General features: G+C 66.0%; 20 protein-coding genes. 14 read left to right on the plus strand and 6 right to left on the minus strand.

Features of this window, described 5'->3' with window-relative positions:
* Positions 1-21 precede the first annotated feature (21 nt).
* The 4 genes from QT386_RS10025 to QT386_RS10040 all read left to right on the plus strand — a co-directional run bounded on the left by QT386_RS10025 (position 22) and on the right by QT386_RS10040 (position 3,341).
* Positions 22-207, plus strand: coding sequence for a CPXCG motif-containing cysteine-rich protein (locus QT386_RS10025; RefSeq protein WP_289273616.1), 186 nt, complete (start codon positions 22-24; stop codon positions 205-207).
* Positions 208-291: 84 nt separating this feature from the next.
* The gene (locus tag QT386_RS10030; RefSeq protein WP_289273617.1) at positions 292-537 is read left to right on the plus strand and encodes a type B 50S ribosomal protein L31; all 246 of its coding nucleotides are present in this window, start codon (positions 292-294) and stop codon (positions 535-537) included.
* A gap of 158 nt (positions 538-695) precedes the next feature.
* The gene (locus tag QT386_RS10035) at positions 696-1,955 is read left to right on the plus strand and encodes a malic enzyme-like NAD(P)-binding protein (protein ID WP_289273618.1); all 1,260 of its coding nucleotides are present in this window, start codon (positions 696-698) and stop codon (positions 1,953-1,955) included.
* Positions 1,956-2,045: 90 nt separating this feature from the next.
* Positions 2,046-3,341 (plus strand): citrate synthase, encoded by a 1,296-nt coding sequence (locus QT386_RS10040; protein WP_289273619.1) that lies wholly within the window; start codon positions 2,046-2,048, stop codon positions 3,339-3,341.
* Positions 3,342-3,445: 104 nt separating this feature from the next.
* On the opposite strand, the gene QT386_RS10045 is transcribed toward QT386_RS10040, so the two are convergent.
* Together QT386_RS10045 and QT386_RS10050 are read right to left on the minus strand one after the other, a co-directional pair.
* Positions 3,446-4,033, minus strand: a complete 588-nt coding sequence (locus QT386_RS10045; protein WP_289273620.1) for a hypothetical protein — start codon at positions 4,031-4,033, stop codon at positions 3,446-3,448.
* A 37-nt stretch (positions 4,034-4,070) separates the two neighbouring features.
* On the minus strand, positions 4,071-6,473 hold the full coding sequence (locus tag QT386_RS10050) for a penicillin-binding protein 1A (protein ID WP_289273621.1): 2,403 nt from the start codon (positions 6,471-6,473) through the stop codon (positions 4,071-4,073).
* Positions 6,474-6,685: 212 nt separating this feature from the next.
* Between QT386_RS10050 and QT386_RS10055 the strand changes: the two genes are divergently transcribed.
* From QT386_RS10055 to QT386_RS10090, 8 genes are all read left to right on the plus strand, one after another.
* The gene (locus QT386_RS10055; RefSeq protein WP_289273622.1) at positions 6,686-7,774 is read left to right on the plus strand and encodes a pilus assembly protein PilM; all 1,089 of its coding nucleotides are present in this window, start codon (positions 6,686-6,688) and stop codon (positions 7,772-7,774) included.
* Positions 7,771-8,361: a PilN domain-containing protein gene (locus QT386_RS10060; RefSeq protein WP_289273623.1), complete on the plus strand. Its 591-nt coding sequence runs from the start codon at positions 7,771-7,773 to the stop codon at positions 8,359-8,361. Before QT386_RS10055 ends, QT386_RS10060 begins: the two co-directional genes overlap by 4 nt.
* Entirely contained in the window at positions 8,358-9,038 is a 681-nt protein-coding gene (locus QT386_RS10065) for a type 4a pilus biogenesis protein PilO (protein ID WP_289273624.1), read from the plus strand. Before QT386_RS10060 ends, QT386_RS10065 begins: the two co-directional genes overlap by 4 nt.
* Positions 9,039-9,050: 12 nt before the next feature.
* A complete protein-coding gene (locus QT386_RS10070) occupies positions 9,051-9,584 on the plus strand; it encodes a pilus assembly protein PilP (protein WP_289273625.1) in 534 nt (177 codons plus the stop codon).
* A gap of 13 nt (positions 9,585-9,597) precedes the next feature.
* Positions 9,598-11,760, plus strand: a complete 2,163-nt coding sequence (gene pilQ, locus QT386_RS10075; RefSeq protein WP_289273626.1) for a type IV pilus secretin PilQ — start codon at positions 9,598-9,600, stop codon at positions 11,758-11,760.
* Between the two features lie 66 nt (positions 11,761-11,826).
* Entirely contained in the window at positions 11,827-12,354 is a 528-nt protein-coding gene (gene aroK, locus QT386_RS10080) for a shikimate kinase AroK (protein WP_289273627.1), read from the plus strand.
* A gap of 87 nt (positions 12,355-12,441) precedes the next feature.
* Positions 12,442-13,383, plus strand: coding sequence for a DegV family protein (locus tag QT386_RS10085; RefSeq protein ID WP_289273628.1), 942 nt, complete (start codon positions 12,442-12,444; stop codon positions 13,381-13,383).
* Positions 13,384-13,427: 44 nt separating this feature from the next.
* On the plus strand, positions 13,428-14,174 hold the full coding sequence (locus tag QT386_RS10090; protein WP_289273629.1) for a ParA family protein: 747 nt from the start codon (positions 13,428-13,430) through the stop codon (positions 14,172-14,174).
* Between the two features lie 85 nt (positions 14,175-14,259).
* Here QT386_RS10090 and QT386_RS10095 read toward each other — a convergent pair whose 3' ends face one another.
* The 3 genes from QT386_RS10095 to QT386_RS10105 all read right to left on the minus strand — a co-directional run bounded on the left by QT386_RS10095 (position 14,260) and on the right by QT386_RS10105 (position 16,697).
* Positions 14,260-15,351 carry a 5-(carboxyamino)imidazole ribonucleotide synthase gene (locus QT386_RS10095; protein WP_289273630.1) on the minus strand — a complete coding sequence of 364 codons (1,092 nt, stop codon included), beginning with the start codon at positions 15,349-15,351 and terminating at the stop codon, positions 14,260-14,262.
* A complete protein-coding gene (purE, locus tag QT386_RS10100) occupies positions 15,348-15,815 on the minus strand; it encodes a 5-(carboxyamino)imidazole ribonucleotide mutase (protein WP_289273714.1) in 468 nt (155 codons plus the stop codon). Before purE ends, QT386_RS10095 begins: the two co-directional genes overlap by 4 nt.
* Positions 15,816-15,971: 156 nt before the next feature.
* Positions 15,972-16,697 (minus strand): SIMPL domain-containing protein, encoded by a 726-nt coding sequence (locus QT386_RS10105; RefSeq protein WP_289273631.1) that lies wholly within the window; start codon positions 16,695-16,697, stop codon positions 15,972-15,974.
* Positions 16,698-16,775: 78 nt separating this feature from the next.
* Between QT386_RS10105 and sufT the strand changes: the two genes are divergently transcribed.
* Both sufT and apaG read left to right on the plus strand, forming a co-directional pair.
* A complete protein-coding gene (sufT, locus tag QT386_RS10110; protein ID WP_289273632.1) occupies positions 16,776-17,324 on the plus strand; it encodes a putative Fe-S cluster assembly protein SufT in 549 nt (182 codons plus the stop codon).
* 10 nt (positions 17,325-17,334) lie between these two features.
* The gene (gene apaG / locus QT386_RS10115; RefSeq protein ID WP_289273633.1) at positions 17,335-17,721 is read left to right on the plus strand and encodes a Co2+/Mg2+ efflux protein ApaG; all 387 of its coding nucleotides are present in this window, start codon (positions 17,335-17,337) and stop codon (positions 17,719-17,721) included.
* A 47-nt stretch (positions 17,722-17,768) separates the two neighbouring features.
* Here apaG and QT386_RS10120 read toward each other — a convergent pair whose 3' ends face one another.
* On the minus strand, positions 17,769-19,067 hold the full coding sequence (locus QT386_RS10120; RefSeq protein WP_289273634.1) for an NADH:flavin oxidoreductase/NADH oxidase family protein: 1,299 nt from the start codon (positions 19,065-19,067) through the stop codon (positions 17,769-17,771).
* Positions 19,068-19,169 lie beyond the last annotated feature (102 nt).

The following is a 19,169-nucleotide window of genomic DNA, read 5'->3' on the forward strand; positions in this document are numbered from 1 at the left end:
TAAGGAAGGTCGGAGGCCGCCATGCTCGAAGAAGCCATCGTCACCTGCCCATGCTGCTGGGAAGAAATCGTCCTCGAGATCGATCTCTCCGGCGGATCAGCGGTTTACACCGAGGATTGCTCGGTCTGCTGCCGGCCGATGACGGTGCGGGTCACGGTGGACGAGGAGGGCGGCTTCGAGGTGGGAGTGGAATCCGAGGAGGGCTGAAGGGCCGATTCTGTGGATAAGCTTGCCTCCACCGGCCCTTCCCTTTACACTGCGCGCCCTTTTAGTTTTGCCGGAAGCTGTGTCATGAAAGAAGGCATCCACCCCGAATACCGCCCGGTCGTGTTCCGCGACTCCTCCATCGGTCAGAACTTCATCATCCGTTCGACCGTGAAGACCAAGGACAAGATCACCGTCGACGGCCAGGAGTATCCCCTGGTGAACCTGGATACCTCCAGCGCCTCGCACCCGCACTACACGGGCAAGCAGAAGGTGGTGGACACCGGCGGTCGCGTGGGCAAGTTCAACGCCCGCTACGCGCGCAAGGCCTGAGCCGCATCGGCTTCAAGCAAGGCCGCCCTCTGGGCGGCCTTGCTGTTTGTATCGAGCAGCAACCCACGGCAGCTGAACCCTGCCGGGCTAAACCGTTGTTCCGGCCAGGTTCCAGCCGCCGTTCCCCCACGCGTATCCAGGCAGAAGGCACTGCGCGCATGAACGACACGCTGAAAAAGTCCGCACTGGACTATCACGAGTTTCCGATCCCCGGAAAGCTCGGCATCGCCATCACCAAGCCGTTCGAAACCGCGGCCCAACTGTCGCTGGCCTATACGCCGGGCGTCGCGGAACCCGTCCGCGAGATCCAGGCCGACCCCGAAAATGCCTACCGCTATACCGCCAAGGGCAACCTGGTGGCAGTGATCTCCAATGGCACCGCCGTGCTGGGCCTGGGAGACTGCGGCGCCCTGGCCGGCAAGCCGGTCATGGAGGGCAAGGCGGTCCTGTTCAAGAAGTTCGCCGACATCGACGTGTTCGACATCGAGGTGGACGCCAGGGAACCGAAGGACTTCATCGACACGGTGGCGCGCATCGCGCCGACCTTCGGCGGCATCAACCTGGAGGACATCGCCGCGCCCAGTTGCTTCGAGATCGAGGAAAAGCTGATCGAGCGCTGCGACATCCCGGTGTTCCACGACGACCAGCACGGCACCGCCATCGTGCTCTGCGCCGGCTTGCTGAACGCCCTGGAGCTGGTCGGCAAGAAGATCGAGGACGCCCGCATCGTCTGCCTGGGCGCCGGCGCCGCCGGCATTGCTTCCATGCGCCTGGCGGTGGACCTGGGCGCCAGGCGCGAGAACATGCTGCTGGTGGACCGCAAGGGCGTGATCCACCGCGACCGCGAGGATTTCTCCTCGTTGAACAAGGAAAAGCTGGAGTTCGCCTCGGCCGCCGCCGCGGAGCGCCGCAGCCTGGCGGGCGCCCTGGCCGGTGCCGACGTGTTCATCGGCGTGTCCGGCCCGGGACTGATGAAGCCGGAGTGGCTGATGCTGATGGCCGAAAAGCCGATCATCTTTGCCCTGTCCAACCCGGACCCGGAAATCCGGCCGGAGGACGCCCTGGCGGTACGCCACGACCTGATCATGGCCACCGGACGCAGCGACTACCCCAACCAGGTCAACAACGTCCTGTGCTTCCCCTTCCTGTTCCGGGGCGCCCTGGACGTGCGTGCGCGCTATGTCAACGCCGCCATGAAAACCGCCGCCGTCCGGGCCATCGCCGCCCTGGCGCGGGAGCCGGTTCCGCAGGAAGTGCTGGCGGCCTATGGGCAAAAGTCGCTATCCTTCGGCCCCGACTACATCATCCCCAAGCCGCTCGACCCCCGCCTGCGCGACCATGTCGCCCCGGCAGTGGCCCGTGCGGCGGTGAGCAGCGGCGCCGCCCGCCTGCCCTATCCCGCGCATTACCCGGCCTGAGGAAGACTCGTCACCAGGGAAACTCTGGGGAAGCGCGTGCCGGCACGGTTCTCGCTTCAGGATTCGCCACAAAAAGATTGCGGAGCAAGCATGAGCGACGTCAGCTACAGTCTGGTCAATAACGCCACCGGTGAGAAAACCGATCTTCCGGCCATCGGCGGCACCCTCGGCCCGGTCGGCCTCGACGTGGGCAAGGTCTACGACAAGCTGGACGTCTTCACCTACGACCCCGGCTTCAGTTCCACCTGCTCGACCAAGTCGGCCATCACCTACATCGACGGTGACAAGGGCGTGCTGCTGTACCGCGGCTACCCGGTGGCCCAGCTGGCCGAGCACTGCAACTTCATCGAGGTGGCCTACCTGATCCTGAACGGCGAACTGCCGAACAAGGAACAGCTCGCGGCGTTCGACATGAACATCCGCAAGCACACCATGATCAACGAGAACCTCAAGGGGTTCTTCGGCGGCTTCAACTACGACGCCCACCCGATGGCCATGCTGACCGGCATCGTCGGCTCGCTGTCCGCGTTCTACCACGACACCACCAACAACAAGGATGCGCGGCACCGCGAGATCTTCGCGCACCGCATGATCGCCAAGATCCCGACGATCGCCGCCGCCGCCTACAAGAAGTATTACGGCCAGCCGTTCGTCTACCCGCAGAACCACCTGGACTACTGCAGCAACCTGCTGCATATGATGTTCGCCGTGCCGGCCGAGCCGTACCACGTCGATCCGGTCGCCGCCAAGGCACTGGACGTGCTGTTCATCCTGCACGCCGACCATGAGCAGAACGCCTCCACCTCCACGGTGCGCATGGCCGGCTCCACCGGCACCAACCCCTACGCCGCGATCGCCTCGGGCATCGCCGCGCTGTGGGGCCCCGCCCACGGCGGCGCCAACGAGGCCGTGCTGAAGATGCTGGAGGAGATCGGCGACGTGAAGAACGTGCCGGCCTTCATGGCCAAGGTCAAGGACAAGGCCTCGGGCGTGCGCCTGATGGGCTTCGGCCACCGCGTGTACAAGAACTTCGACCCGCGCGCCACGATCATCCGCGAGCAGTGCCACAAGGTGCTCAAGCATCTGGGCAAGGACAGCGACCCGCAACTGGAACTGGCAATGAAGCTGGAAGAGATCGCCCTGTCGGACGACTACTTCAAGGCCCGCGCGCTGTACCCGAACGTGGATTTCTACTCGGGCATCATCTACAAGGCCCTGGGCATCCCGGTGAACATGTTCACGCCGATGTTCGCCATCGCGCGCACGGTCGGCTGGGTGGCCCACTGGATCGAGATGGTGGCGGATCCGTCGATGCGCATCGCCCGTCCGCGCCAGGTCTACACCGGCGCCGGCGACCGCAATGTCACTCCGATCGCCAACCGCTAAAGGATACGAATAGGCCTACTGCGCATCCCTTGGCCGGCTGAAGGAAAAAGCCCTCCGAAAGGAGGGCTTTTCGTTTTTGCGCCTCTGCGCTTTCGTTGAGGAAGTCAGGCTGCCTGCTGCGTGGCGATCAGTTTCTCCACCTGCCTCGGATCCAGGCGCCGGAACGGCTGGTTCTCCACCGGACTCAGCGGCGCGCGGCGCTGCTCGTTCTCGGAGAACACCGCCAGATCCACGCCCACCCCTTCCACCTCGAAGCAGGCCAGCGGGATGCGCTGCTCCTTGCCGTCCGGATAGCGATAGCGGCGCTCGTCCTGGTCGAAATCGATGCCGCGGTCGTGCAGGTAGATGTCGATGGCCTCCGGCTTGTCGGCAAAGGCATGCAGCTGCAGGCGGTGGGCCTCGGTGATGGCTCCGCTGACGGCACCGCCGACCAGGCGTGGCGAGAACTCGGCCAGCTGGCGCATTACGCGCAGCGCGGTGCGGCGCATGCGCCGCAGGCGGTCGTGATAGGCGTCGCCGCCGAAGAGCCGCTGGTATTCGATCACCGCCTGCTGCACCTGGGCATTGTCCGGCAGACCGGAGCGCGCCGGCAGGCCGAGGCGTTCGGCCGCCTTCTGCTTGGCCGAACGGTAGTCGGTCACCTGCTCTTCGCAGATGATCCGCGCGGCTTCCTGCACGATGCTGTATTGCACGGCGACACCCCTGGCCCGGTGACGGGCGACGATAGCCTCAAAACAGCTCTTCCACCCCTCCGGAGGACGAACGGCCCTCTTCATCCGCGGCCGGAGCATCGGCCGCCTCGGGGATGCGGTCCTGGGGCACGACCTCGAACACGGCGTCTGCCTCATCCCCGGCAAGCTTGCCACTGCGGCGGTCGATGCGCACGCTGACCAGGCCCGAGGGCCGCGGCAGCATGCCCTGCGGCACGTCCTTGAGGGCGACCCGCATGAAGTCCATCCACATCGGCAGCGCGGCACGGCCGCCGACCTCGCCCTTGCCCAGCGGGCCGGGCTGGTCGCGGCCGACCCAGGCGGTGGCCACCAGGGTCTTCTGGTAGCCGTTGAACCAGGCGTCGGTCTCGTCGTTGGTGGTGCCGGTCTTGCCGGCCAGGTCGTTGCGCCCCAGCTCGTTGAGCTTGGCGGCGGTGCCGCGCACGGTCACGTCGTGCAGGATGTCGGTGATCATCCAGACGGTCTGGGCATCGACCACGCGCGGCGCCCCATTCTCCGGGATATCGGGCGGCGGGGCTTCGTTTTCGTTGGCAGAAGGGTCGTCGGCCGCCTCTTCCGGCGGCGGCGGCAACTGCTCGCATTCGAAGCAGGCGATCTTCGGCTGGGCCTTGAACAGCAGCTTGCCGGCGCCGTCACGGATGCTGTCGATGAAATGCGGCTCGACCAGGTAGCCGCCATTGGCCAGCGTGGTGAACCCGCGCGCCATCTCCAGGGGCGTGAAATCGCCGGTACCCAGGGACATGGTCAGGTTGCGCGGCATGTGGTCCTTGGGCAGGCCGAAGCGCGCAATGTAGTCACGGGCATAGTCGACGCCGATCGCTTCGAGCACGCGGATCGACACCAGGTTGCGCGACTGCACCAGGGCCTCGCGCAGGGTCATGGGCCCCTTGAAGTCGCCGCCGTAGTTTTCCGGGCGCCAGTCCTTCTGGCCGCGGACGCTGAAGACCACCGGCGCGTCCAGGAAGATCGAGGCCGGGGTATAGCCCCGTGCCATGGCCGCCGCGTAGAGGAAGGGCTTGAAGCCCGAACCGGCCTGGCGCCGCGCCTGGGTCACGCGGTTGAACTTGCCCTGGAAGAAGTCGTAGCCGCCCACCAGGGCGACGATCGAGCCATCCCGTGGGTCCAGCGCCACCAGCGCGCCCTGGGCCTGGGGCAGCTGGCCCAGCACCCACTCCCGCCCCTCCTTGCCGCCCGCGCGGATGCGCAGCACGTCGCCCACCGCCGGCGCTCGCTTGGCGCTGAAGGCGGCCCATTTGAAATGCTGCGGCTCCAGGTCCACGTCGCCTTCGCGGGCGCGCAGGGTCAGCTTCTGGGGGGTATAGGACAGCACCACCACCGGCAGCAGGCCAGTGACCTGCGGCCGGGCATCGAGGGCATCCACCAGCTTCTGCTCCTCGCCGGGGGCGAGCAGTGCCGGATCGATCTTGGCCTCCGGGCCGCGCCAGCCATGGCGCTCGCTGTAGTCGTCCAGCGCCTTGCGCAGGGCGGCGTTGGCGGCCAGCTGGCGCCGGGAATCGATCGTGGTGGTCACGATGAAACCCTGGGTGTAGGCCGCCTCCTCGCCGTAGCGGGCCAGGATGTCCTGCCGCACCATCTCGGCGACGTAGTAGGCATCCACCTCGGCCTTGGCCCGATAGGGCTTGACCACCAGCGGCTCCTGCGCCGCCGCCTTGAACTCCTCGGCGGAGATGTAGCCCAGCTGGTGCATGCGGCGCAGCACGTAGTTGCGCCGCTCCTTGGCACGCTCGGGGTTCGCAATCGGGTTGTCGCGCGACGGAGCCTTCGGCAGGCCGGCGATGACCGCCGCCTCCGAAAGCTTCAAGTCATTGATATTTTTTCCAAAATAGATCAGGGCCGCGGCACCGACGCCGTAGGCGCGCTCGCCCAGGTAGATCTTGTTGAGATAGAGCTCGAGGATTTCCTCCTTCTTCAGCTCCTTCTCGATGTTCAGTGCCAGCAGGATTTCCTTGAACTTGCGTCCATAGGTGCGCTCGCTGGACAGGAAGACGTTGCGGGCCAGCTGCATGGTGATGGTGCTGCCGCCCTGGGACTTCTGGCCGGTCACGGCCAGCGCGAAGGCGGCTCGCGCCAGGCCCATCCAGTCCACGCCGGGATGGTCGAAGAAGCGGTCGTCCTCGGCCGCCAGGAAGGCCTGCACCACGCGCGGCGGAAACTCGTTGTACTTGAGCAGGGCGCGGCGCTCGGCGCCGAATTCGCCCAGCAGCTTGCCGTCTGCCGAATAAATCTTCAGAGGCAAGGCCAGCTGCAGCTCGCGCAGGCTCTGGACCGAAGGCAGTTCCGGCTCGAAATACGCCCGGGCGACCAGGAAGCCGCCCCAGAGCGCCAGGACGCCAGCCACCAGCAAGCCCGCCAGGACCGACAGCAACAGCTTCCACTTCATTGAATCCCTACCTTCGGGGGTGCCAAAAACCTACAGAAATGCATTCCAGCTTATGAAGCACTATCAGATAGTTGGAGCCACTACTTATAGTTGCATCGCAGAATGTTTGCGTTATAGTAAGGCTCAATGCGGGAGGAGTCACCACGATTCCTGCAAGGGAATTCGACACGATTCCCGCTGGGGGAATGTCAACGCGAGTCTGGTGAGGCGATATGTCCATAGTGCAATCGCTGTTAGGCGGGGGAGAGCAGGCGCTCATCGGTCTGGATATCAGTTCCAGTGCCGTGAAGTTGCTTGAGCTGTCGCGCAGGGGCGAAAAATTCCACGTAGAAACCTACGCGGTTGAGCCGTTGCCGGCCAATGCCGTCGCGGACAAGCAGATCTCCGATCCGAAGATCGTCGGAGAGGCCGTCATGCGCGCGCTCAGCCGCGCCGGCACCCGCACCAAGAACGCGGCCGTGGCCGTGGCCGGGGCCTCCGTCATCACCAAGGTCATCCAGCTCCCCAAGGGCCTGTCGGAAGACGACATGGAGGAGCAGATCAAGGTCGAGGCCGACCAGTACATTCCCTATCCCATCGAGGAAGTCAGCATCGACTTCGAAGTGATCGGCGATAGCGAAAAGGCCAAGGACAACGTCGACGTGCTGCTCGCGGCCTGCCGCAAGGAGCAGGTCGAGCAGCGCGCTGCCGCGCTGGAGATCGCCGGACTCAAGCCGACGATCGTGGACATCGAAAGCTACGCACTCGAAAACGCCTGCCAGTTCCTGCAGCACCAGATGCCGGACCGCGGCGTGCGCCGCACCATCGCCGTGGTGGACGTGGGCGCGACCACCACTTCCGTGCTGATCCTCCACGATCTCAAGACCGTCTACACCCGCGACCAGAGCTTCGGCGGCCGCCAGCTCACCGAAGACATCATGCGCCACTACGGCATGAGCCTCGATGAAGCCGGCAAAGCCAAGAAATTCGGCAATCTGCCGGATGACTACCAGACCGAGGTGCTGACGCATTTCATCAGCGACATGGCGCAGCAGATCGACCGCTCACTGCAGTTCTTCTTCTCCGCCGCCTCGCAGTACAACACCATCGACCAGATCATCCTCGCCGGCGGCTCCGCCCACATCGCGGGCATCGATGCCGCGATCCAGGATCGCCTGCGCATCCCGACCGTGGTCGCCAAGCCCTTCGCCGGCATGAGCGTGTCCTCCAAGGCCAAGCCGGCCGTGCTGGCCAAGGAAGAAGCCTCGCTGCTGATCGCCTGTGGCCTCGCCTACCGCGCGTTCGACGGAGAGGTCAAATGACGACGCGCATCAACCTACTCGACTGGCGCGCCGAGCGGCGCGCCAAGCGCAAGCAGCAGTTCCTCAGCACCCTGGGGCTGGGCGTACTGGCGAGCGCTGCCATCGTTGGCCTGGCCTGGAGCACCGTCAGCGGCGCGGTCTCCTCGCAGCAGGAGCGCAACACCTACCTGCAGCGCCAGATCGACGAGACCGAGCAGAAGATCAAGGAAATACAGGAACTCGAGAAGGTCCGTGACAATCTGCTGGCGCGCATGCGCGTGATCGAAGAGCTGCAGGCCAGCCGCTCGGCTTCGGTGCACTTCTTCGACGAAATCGTCAGCACTCTGCCGGATGGCGTCAGCATTCGCGCGATCAAGCAGACTCCCGAGGGCGTCACCATCGATGGCACTGCGGAGTCCAATGGCCGCGTTTCCACCTACATGAAGAATCTCGAGGCCTCGCGCTGGTTCCAGAACCCGATGCTGGTGGTGATCAAGACCAGCGAGCAGGAACAGCTGAGGCGCGGTGATTTCCAGCTTCGGGTCAAGGCCCTGAAAGCGCCCTCGGATGCTTCCTCCCCTGCAGGCAGTGAGAGGGGCGTGCAATGAACGTCCAGCAGATCATTGCGGAACTGCAGACGCTGGATTCCCGCAATCCCGGGGGCTGGCCGCTCTGGGTCCGCATTTCCGCCTCGGTACTTGGAGGACTGCTGGTCCTGATGCTGGGCACTTATGCCTTGGTAAAGCCCGTGTACGAAGAGCTCCAGGCCGAGGAAGCTCGTGAGTTGACCCTTCGCAAGCAATTCGAGGAAAACCAGGGCAAGGCCGCGGCGTTGGACGCCTTCAAGGCACAGTTGGCCGAGATGGAAAAGGACTTCGGCGCCATGCTCAAGCAGCTGCCGAGCAAGAGCGAGGTTGCCAACCTGCTCAACGACATTTCTCAGGCTCGCGTGGCATCAAGCCTGGAGGAGGAGCTGTTTCAACCTCAGCCAGACAGCCCTCGCGAATTTTATGCCGAAATCCCGAACAAGATCATCGTCACCGGCACCTATCACGAGATGGGTAATTTCGCCAGCGCGATTGCGGCTCTGCCGCGCATCGTGACCATCGACGATGTCGAGATCACGGTACCGCCCAAGAACGACAAGGCAAACTGGCCGGAGGGCACGCTCCGCATGCAGGCACTCGCCAAGACTTATCGCTATCTCGACGAAGAAGAAGTCGCAGAGGCCGAAAGCGCGGCGGCGGCGGCCTCGAAGGGCAAGAAGCCCACGAAGGCCAAGTAAGGACCCGGAGCCATGAAGCCAGAACCGCTCAAGAAACTCCGCCCAGCTATCGCATTCCTGTCGATCGTCCTGCTGAGTGCCTGCGGCAAGGGCATGAAGGACCTGGAAGCCTGGGTGGCCGAGGTCAAGGCCCGGCCGCCGGCGCCGATCGAGCCGATCCCGCAGATGAAGCAGTACGAGGCCTTCACGTACGAAGCAGCCGGACGGCGCGATCCTTTTGCCTCGATCCAGCCATCCCGCCAGGCCAGCAACAGCGGTATCAGACCCGACCTGAACCGCAACAAGGAACCGCTTGAGGAGTTCCCGCTGGACGGCCTGCGCATGGTCGGCACCATCGACTCCAAGGGCAAGGTATTCGCGCTGATCAAGGCACCGGACGGAGTCGTGCACCGGGTCTCGGTCAAGAATCATATGGGGCAGAACTACGGCGAGATCGTCTCCATTTCCGAGGCCGAAGTCGGTCTGATGGAACTGGTGGCAGACGGTTTCGGCGGATGGATTCAACGTCCGGCGTCACTGACGCTGGCGGAAACAAAAAGTAATTAGGGAGTGACTGGCGATGTTCAAGCTCAGTGAGATGACCAAAGCGGCCTTGAGAGCTGCCTTCGCGTCGGCAGCCCTGCTGCTGGCCGGAGGGGCGCAGGCCCAGGGCGCACGCGCCCTGCAGTCGATCGACTTCACGACCCAGGACAACGATCGTGTCCTGCTGACCATGACGCTCTCCGCGGCCGCTCCCGAGCCGGTGGTCTTCACCATCGACAAGCCGGCGCGGCTGTCGCTGGACCTGCCGGAGACGCAAGTCGCGCTTCCTGAGCGCTACAAGAAGGTCAACGTCGGCAACGTACGCTCCGTCGCCGCTGCCGAAGCCAAGGGCCGCACGCGCGTCGTCGTGGAACTGGGCCAACTCACTCCCTACAACCTGCGCGTCGAGGGCAACAAGGTCCTGGTGCAGTTGGACGGCTACGCTTCGGCCGCCACCGGCAGCGATGCCGCACCCAGCACGCCGGTGGCGCGCCTCGCACCTTCGGCGGCGCTTTCGTCTCAGGCCGAGCCCATCGGTTCCGCCCTGCGCGGCATCGACTTCCGCCGCGGGGAACGCGGCGAAGGCCGCGTCGTCGTGCAGCTCGCCAATACCCGTACCCCGGTGGACGTGCGTGAGGAAGGCGGCAAAGTCATCGCCACCTTCCGCGACGCAACCATCGCCGAGCGACTGCTCAAGCGTCTGGACGTGCTCGATTTCGCCACGCCGGTGAAGTTCGTCGACGCCCGTCGCGAAGGCGGCGACGTGGTGATCAGCGTCACCCCGGCCGCCGGCATCGAATACGAGCAGGCCGCCTACCAGACGGGCGACCAGTTCACGCTGGAAATCCAGGCGCTGACGCCGGAGAAGGTCGAGCAGAAGAAGAGGGAGCAGCCGCAGTTCACCGGCGAACGCATCAGCCTGTCGTTCCAGAACATTGACGTCCGCGCGCTGCTGCAGATCATCGCCGACGTGGCCGGCACCAACATGGTGGTCAGCGATGCGGTGCAGGGCGACATCGCCATGCGCCTGCAGAACGTTCCCTGGGACCAGGCCCTGGACATCATCCTGCGCACCAAGGGCCTGGGCATGCGCCAGCAGGGCAACGTCATGCTGGTGGCGCCGCTGCAGGAGCTGGCCACCCGCGAGCGCGTGGAACTGGAATCCGCCAAGCAGAAGAGCGAGCTCTCGCCGCTGCGCTCGGAGATCATCCAGCTGAACTACGCCAAGGCCACGGACATGTCGTCCCTGGTCCGGTCGGGCAGCGACAAGCAGTCCATGCTCAGCGAGCGCGGCCGCATGTCGGTGGACGAGCGGACCAACACCCTGATCATCCTGGAGACCCGTGAGAAGATCGAGGAGATCCGCAACCTGGTGTCGCGCCTCGATATCCCGGTGCGCCAGGTGCTGATCGAATCCCGCATCGTCATCGCCGACGACGACTACTCCAAGCAGCTCGGCGTGCGCTTCGGCGTCTCCACCGTGGCGCGCAATGGCAACAACGGGGTCGTCACGACCTCGGGCAGCAACGCCGCCACCAACACCACGGTCGGCAGCTTCCTGCAGAACGGCGGCTTCCCGGTGACCCTGGGCGCGCAGGCCGACCGCTACAACGTCAACCTGCCGGTCACCGACCCGGCCGGCTCCTTTGGCCTGGCGATCCTGGGTGCCGACTACCTGGTGGACCTGGAGCTGTCGGCACTGCAGACCGAGGGCCGCGGCGAGGTCGTGTCCACCCCGCGCGTCGTCACCGCCAACGGCAAGCAGGCCTCGGTGGAACAGGGCCGTGAAATCCCGTACCTCGAATCCGCCTCCAGCGGCGCAGCGACGATCTCCTTCAAGAAGGCGGTCCTGTCGCTGCTGGTCACCCCGCAGATCACGCCGGACGACCGCGTGGTGATGGACCTGGCCGTGACCAACGACAGCCAGGGCCAGAACGTGCCCACCGGCCTGGGCGGCACTGCCCCCGCCATCGACACCCGCCGCCTGAACACTCAGGTGCTGGTGCGCAGCGGCGAGACCGTGGTGCTGGGCGGCGTGTTCAACCAGGAAAGCAGCAACGACCAGACCAAGGTGCCCCTGCTGGGCGACGTGCCGATGCTGGGCCGCCTGTTCCGCAGCGACTCCAAGAGCTCCATCAAGCGTGAACTGCTGATCTTCGTCACGCCGAAGGTCCTGCAGGAAGGCCTGCGCGTCAACTGACGGCGACATCCCGGGGCCGGCAAGCCGGCCCCGGCGTTTCCGCGGCACGCCGACTCTCTCCGCCGCATGAACAAGAAAGCGAGCATCTTCCTGGTCGGCCCCATGGGCGCCGGCAAGACTACCGTCGGCAAGCGGCTGGGGGAAACGATGTCGCTGGAGTTCATCGACAGCGACCACGAGATCGAGTTGCGGACCGGTGTCGACATCCCCTACATCTTCGAGAAGGAAGGCGAGGCGGGCTTCCGGCGCCGTGAAAAGGCCGTGATCGCCGACCTGACGCTGCGCAGTGGCATCGTCCTGGCCACCGGGGGCGGCAGCGTGCTGGACCCGGACAACCGCCAGTGCCTGGCCGGACGCGGCTTCGTCGTCTACCTGCATGCCAGCGTCGAACAGCAACTGGCCCGCACGGCACGCTCCGACAACCGCCCCCTGCTGAAGAACAGCGCCGACCGCCGCGAGGTTCTGGCGAAGCTGTTTGCCCAGCGCGACCCCCTGTATCGGGAAATCGCCGACCTGGTCCTGGACACCGACGAACGCAGCGCCAAGGCACTGGTCAAGGAAATCCAGGACCAGCTGGCAGGACCGGAAAGCTGATCGCGGGCCGCTCCCCAATGCTGCGCGGCTGTGCATAATAGGGAAAGTACCGTCAGGAATAGCCCCGTCGGACCGAGGGAGGGAGCCATGCGCATCGGAGTCGTTGTGGACGCCACCTGCGATCTGCCGCATGAATTCCTGCGGGAGCACAAGGTCGGCGTACTGCCCATCGCCATCCAACTGGGCGACGAGGTGCTCAACGACACCCGCGATCCCGACACCACGATCCGCTTCTACGCCGAGCAGCTCGCGTCCAAGGGCCTGGACGCCCACAGCGTCCCCTTCACCGCCGAGCAGATCCGCGAGAAATTCCTGACGGACATCGTGCTGGACTACGACTACGTCTTCTGCGTGACGATCACCGCCACGCGCAGCGCCATCTTCGAGAACGCCACCAAGGCCTCGTTCGCGATCCTCAACGACTACAAGAACGCGCGCGCGCGCCAGGGCGTCAGCGGCCCATTCGCGCTGCGCGTGGTCGACAGCAAGAGCATGTTCTGCGGCACCGGCGTGCTGGCGGCCGAGGCGGCCAAGCTGGCCCGCGCCGGGGTCGGCGCCAACGAGATCCGCAAGCGCCTGGACGAACTGCGCGAGAACGTCGTCGGCTACATGGTGCCCAACGACCTGTATTACATCCGCAACCGCGGCATCAAGAAGGGCGAGAAGAGCATCGGCCTGCTGACCTATGCGATCGGCTCGGCACTGGACATCAAGCCGGTGATCCTCTGCTATCGCGGCGAGACCCAGCCGGTGGCCAAGGTGCGTGGCTACAAGCAGGCCGTCGAGCGGATGTTCCGCCATGTGGCCGGCGAGATCCGGCGCGGCATCGGCACCCAGCACCTGTGCATCAGCTACGGGGGGCCGCTGGACCAGGTCGCCGCCCTGCCCGGCTATGACGACCTCGCCAAGGCGGCTCGTGAGCACAGCATCGAGATCCTCGTCAGCATCATGTCCGCGACCGCCGCGGTGAACACCGGCGGCGGCTGCGTGGCCGTGGCCTGGGGCGGAGAGCTGAACCCCTTTACCTAGCGGCAGCTTTTCCCTCGCGGCATTCGCAGCAGGAGCGTTCCGGCATGCGCAGCATCGCGTTGTACAACCTCAAGGGCGGCGTCGGAAAAACCGCCGCCTCGGTCAACCTGGCCTACCTCGCCGCGGCTCACGGCGTGCCCACCCTGCTCTGGGACCTGGACCCGCAGGGTGCCTCCAGCTGGTACTTCCACGGCGCATCGGAAGAACAAAAAGCCAAGAAGGTCTTCGAGGGCAGCACGCCCGCAGGGCGCCTGGTGAAGCCCTCGCCCTACAAGCACCTCTCCCTGATCCCGGCGGACCTGTCCTACCGCTACCTCGACATCATCCTGAAGAAGGTGGAGCCGCCGCGCGAGGCCCTCAAGCGCCTGTTAAAGCCCTTCTCGGAACAGTACGCACTGGCCGTGCTGGACTGCCCGCCAAGCCTCTCGCACCTCGCCGACAGCATCTTCGCCGCCGCCGACCGCGTACTGGTGCCGGTGGTGCCGACCTGGCTGTCGCTGCGCGCCCTCGAACAGGTGCAGGCCTACTTCAAGGCCGAGGGTTTCGATCCGAAAAAGATCCGGCCGTTCTACTCGATGGCCGACCGGCGCCGCTCGCTGCATCGCGAGCTGCTGGAAAATCCGCCGGCCGCCATGGCGCGACGCTACTCCGCCGTGGTGCCTTATGCCTCGCCCGTGGAGCGCATGGGCGAGCACCGCGCACCGCTGGCCGCCTTCGCGGGCTCGGACGATCCGGCACTGCTGGCGTATGCGGAGTTGTGGCTGGAGCTGCAGAATGACCTGGCACTTTGAGGCGAGGAGTCGCCAGCAAGCTGGCTCCTACAGCGGAATCGGAAACTGCGGCCCTGTAGGAGCCGGCTTGCCGGCGACAGAAGGGTCAGTCCCCGACCGAATCAGCCAACTGGCTCACAACGGCCACGCGCTCGGCCAGCTCTTCGGCACTGCCGGTCGTCACCGTCGCATGCCCCACCTTGCGCTGCGGCTTGGGGGTCTTGCCGTAGTGGTGGATGTGCAGGCCCGGGATCGCCGCCAGCTTCTCGTTGGCCGGGGCGTCGCCGATGAAATTGATCATCGCCGAGCGCCCGCGCAGGCCGGTATCGCCTAGCGGCAGGCCGGCGATGGCGCGCAGGTGGTTCTCGAACTGCGAGCAGACCGCGCCCTCGATGCTCCAGTGCCCGGAGTTGTGCACGCGCGGCGCGATCTCGTTGGCCAGCAGTCGGCCGTCGGCCACGAAGAACTCGAAGGCCAGCACGCCGACATAGCCCAGGTGCTCCACCACGCGGCGGGCATAGTCCTCGGCCTCGGCCTGCAGCGGATCGCTGGCCTGCGGGATCGCCACGCGCAGGATGCCGTCGCGGTGCACGTTCTCCACCACCGGGTAGAAGCGCATCTCGCCGGTCTTGCCGCGCACCGCCAGGCAGGATAGCTCCCGCTGGAACGGTACGAAGGCCTCCAGGATCAGCGGCTGGCCACCCAGGCGACTCCAGGCGGCGTCCAGGTCTTCCGGCTTGCGCAGCACGGCCTGGCCCTTGCCGTCATAGCCCAGGCGACGGGTCTTGAGCACCGCCGGCAGGCCGATGTTCTTCACCGCCAGTTCCAGCGCCTCGCGCGTGGCCACCGGCATGTAGCGCGGCACCGGTACCTTGAGCTTGTCGAACAGCTGCTTTTCGGACAGGCGATCCTGGCCCACCGTCAGCGCCACCGGCGCCGGCAGCAGCGGGATGCGGCTGGCCACGAACTCGGCAGTCTTGGCCGGCACGTTCTCGAATTCGTAGGTGGCGATGTCTACCGCCACGCAGAACTCGGCCAGGGCGCGCTCGTCCTCGTAATCCGCGTGGATGTGCTCGCCCAGCGGCGCGGCGCAGGCCTCGGTGGCCGGGTCCAGGAACACGAAGTCGAAGTCCAGCGGATAACCCGCCAGGGCCAGCATGCGTCCGAGCTGACCCGCTCCCAAAATACCGATCTTCATGGCAGCTTCAGCGGCTCGTCGTTCAGGACCTTGGCGGTCTGTTCAGCCCGGAAGCGATCCAGGCGCTTGGCCAGGGCGGCGTCGGTGGTGGCCAGCACGGCGGCGGCCAGCAGGGCCGCGTTGGTGGCGCCGGCCTTGCCGATGGCCAGCGTGCCCACCGGGATGCCGGCCGGCATCTGCACGATCGACAGCAGGGAGTCCTGGCCGCTGAGGGCCTTGGACTGCACCGGCACGCCGAAGACCGGCAGGCGCGTCTTGGCGGCGCACATGCCCGGCAGGTGGGCGGCGCCGCCGGCACCGGCAATGATCACCCGGAGCCCGCGGCCCACAGCGCTGTCGGCGTATTCGAAAAGGAGGTCGGGGGTACGGTGCGCGGAGACGACACGCGCCTCGTAGGGCACGCCCAGGTCTTCCAGCATCTGGACGGCGTGCGCCATCGTCTCCCAGTCGGACCGGGAACCCATGATGACGCCGACCAGCGGCTTAGCTTGCTTCTTGGCCACTTTCTCTGCCTGTACGGCGGGAAAGTGGCGGATTATGGCAAAAACCGTGGGCGGGAGTACTACCACCGGTCCGGCCGGCGCCGAAACAACCCGGCGCCGGCGGAAACGGGTCCTGGATCACTGGGTCAGCAGATCGAAATCCGCGTTCACCGTGGCGGTGTACTTGATCTCGCCCGGCTCCAGGCCCATCTGGCTGTTGCCGCTGTCGAAAGCCTCGGCCTTGGCCATGCCGCGAGCCATCATCGGCATCGGCGGCTGGGAGTAGCCCTCGCTGGCGTTCAGGGCGTAGATGCTGCCCAGCTTCACCTTCAGCGTGTCGGCCAGCAGCTGCGCCTTGCCGCGGGCGTCGTCGGTGGCCTTGACCAGGGCCTGGCGCGACAGCTCGCGGGCATTGGAGGCCTCCAGCACCGGCGGCGAGACGTTGTTGACGCCCACTTGGGTGGCGCGCAGCACGTAGTCACCCAGCTTGTTCAGGTCGGTCACCGTCACCGTGATGTCGCGGCGGGCGCGGTAACCGGTCAGGCGGTTGCGGCGGGACTTGTCGTCCCAGACGTATTCCGGGGTCAGGCTGATGCCGGCGGTGGAGATGTCGGCATCCTTGGCGCCCAGCTGGCGCGCCTCGGCCACATAGGCCCGCACGACCTTGTTGACCTCGGCCTCGGCGGCCTTCGGGTCGGCATTGATGGTATCGATGGCCACGTTCAGCTTGGCGCGATCCGGCCGTACCGCGACCTCGCCCTGGCCGCTGACATTGACGCTGCGCCGCTGCGGCGGCTGGTCGGCCCAGGCGGTGGCACTGGCCAGCAGGGGCAGGGACATCAGGGCAACGGCGAACTTGTTCATTTTTCGTTCTCGGGCAAGGGGGTAGATGCGCCTCAGACGGGGGGAGCTTAAACTAAGTTCCTTGTCCCCCGAGTTGTCATGAGTCAGACCTACGAACCCGTCACCCTGTCGCGCGACGTCATCGGCATCCTGATCCCCCAGGGCACCAAGGTCGAGCTTCCGGAAGGCGCCAATGGCGCCATCACCCAGGCCCTGGGCGGCAGCTTCACCGTCCAGGTCGAGGGCCACCTGTTCCGTATCGACGGCAAGGACGCCGACGCCATCGGCAAGGAAGTGCTGCGCGGCCCCGACATCTCCCCCGATGCCAGCGACGAAGAGCTCGAAAAGGCCATCTGGGACCAGATGCGTACCTGCTTCGACCCGGAAATACCGGTCAACATCGTCGAACTGGGGCTGATCTACGAGAGCAAGCTCGAGCGCACGGACGATGGACAACGCCGCGCGAAGATCCGCATGACGCTGACCGCGCCCGGCTGCGGCATGGGCGACATCCTGGTCGACGACGTCAAGACCAAGGTCACTGCCCTCCCGGGTGTGGCGGAGGCCGACGTGGAGCTGACCTTCGATCCGCCCTGGGACCAGTCGATGATGTCCGAGGAGGCCCGACTCGCCACCGGGATGTTCTAGGAACCGCCCCATGTCCGACACGCTCACACAGGGCATCCGCATCATCGTGCGCCCGCAGTACGTGGCCGACCAGTCCGATCCGGCCGCCAACCACTGGCTGTTCGCGTACCACATCACCATCCGCAACGAGGGCGAGCGCACCGTGCAGCTGCTTTCCCGCCACTGGGTCATCACCAACGGCGAGGGCCACGTGGAGGAAGTGCGCGGCCCCGGCGTGGTCGGCTACCAGCCCGTGCTGCAGCCCGGCGAACAGTTCCAGTACACCAGCGGCTGCCCCCTGGGCACGCCGGTGGGCACCATGCACGGCGAGTTCAACATGGTCGTATCGGAGACCAGCGAGTCCTTCGACGCGATGATCAACCCGTTCACGCTGGCGGCACCGCGGGCCCTGAACTAGCGGTATCCCTGTAGGAGCGGCTGTCAGTCGCTCCTACGAGCCCTGGTTTACGCAGAACCGATCTTGCCCCGCCGCAACTTCAGCGCCGTCCCCAGCTCCGCCACCCAGTAGCGCAAGAAGGACCCGAACACGCCCAGGTCCAGCCGCGGCGGCTTGCCGTCGGCCAGCCGGTAGAGTTGGTGGTAGTACCAACCCTGCCCGCCCAGCACGTTGATCAGCTTCAGCAGCAGCACCGGCGAGGTCGGCGACAGCAGGCCGCTGTCGGCCATCACCAGCTGCTTCTCGTAGGTGGGCGTCTGCTTCATCGCGCCGCTGAGCAGCTGCCTGGGCACATCCGGATGCGTGCACAGCGGGCGCCCCAGGCCGATCACGTCCACGTCGCCGCCCTGCAACGCCAGCTCCATGCCGTCCGCGGTGCGGAAGCCGCCCGTCACCATCAGCGGCATGCGTGCCACCTTGCGGATCGCCTCGGCATAGTCGAGGAAATAGGCCTCGCGCAGCTTGGTGGACTCGCGGCGCGGCGTCGCATCCTCGGCACGGCCTTCGAATCCCAACAGGCGCGGCTGCTCGTAGGTACCGCCGGAAATTTCCAGCAGGTCCACCCCTTCGCCGTTGAGCAGTTGCACCACTTGCAGGCAGTCCTCGTGACTGAAGCCGCCCTTGCGGAAGTCGTCGGAGTTCAGCTTGATGCCGATGGGGAAGTCGGCCCCCACCGCCTTGCGCGTGGCACGCACCGCCTCAATGAGAAAACGCGAGCGGTTCTGGATGCTGCCGCCCCAGGCGTCCGTGCGGCGATTGGTCACCGGCGACAGGAAGGAGCTCAGCAGGTAGCCATGCGCGGCGTGAATCTGCACGCCGGTGAAGCCGGTCTCGCGCGCCGTGACGGCCACCCGGGCAAAGCGCTGGATGAAATCGAGAATCTCCTCCTCCGCCAGTGGGCGGGGGCGGCCGTAGCCACCGAGCAGGTCCAACTGCACGTCGGAAGGCCCCATGGGGTAGCTGACCACGTAGCGCGGCGACTGGCGCCCGGCGTGCGAGACCTGCATCCACAGCTGGTTCCCGGCCACCGTGCCGGCCCGGGCCCAGGCGCGCAGCTCGTCCAGCCCGCCGTTACCGTCGATGGCGACATTGCCCGGCCGCTCCAGCACGCGGCGATCGATCATCACGTTGCCGGTGATCAGCAGCCCCGCTCCACCCTCGCTCCAGCGCCGGTACAGCGTGGCATGGCGCGGCGTCGCCCGCAGCAGCGGATCCGCCAGGCCCTCGGTCATCGCCGCCTTGCACAGGCGGTTGGGCAGCGTCACGCCGCAGGGAAGCTTGAAGGGCTGGGCCAGCAGGGCGGTCATCGTGGAATCTCCTCGTTACATACCAAATAGTATGTAACTGCTCCCCAGGATGGCAAGTCGATCCCTGTCACCCCGCGGAGTGGGTGGTAGTCTGCGGGTATC

The sequence above is a fragment of the Solimonas sp. SE-A11 genome, from assembly GCF_030345715.1.
Lineage (GTDB): Bacteria > Pseudomonadota > Gammaproteobacteria > Nevskiales > Nevskiaceae > Solimonas_A.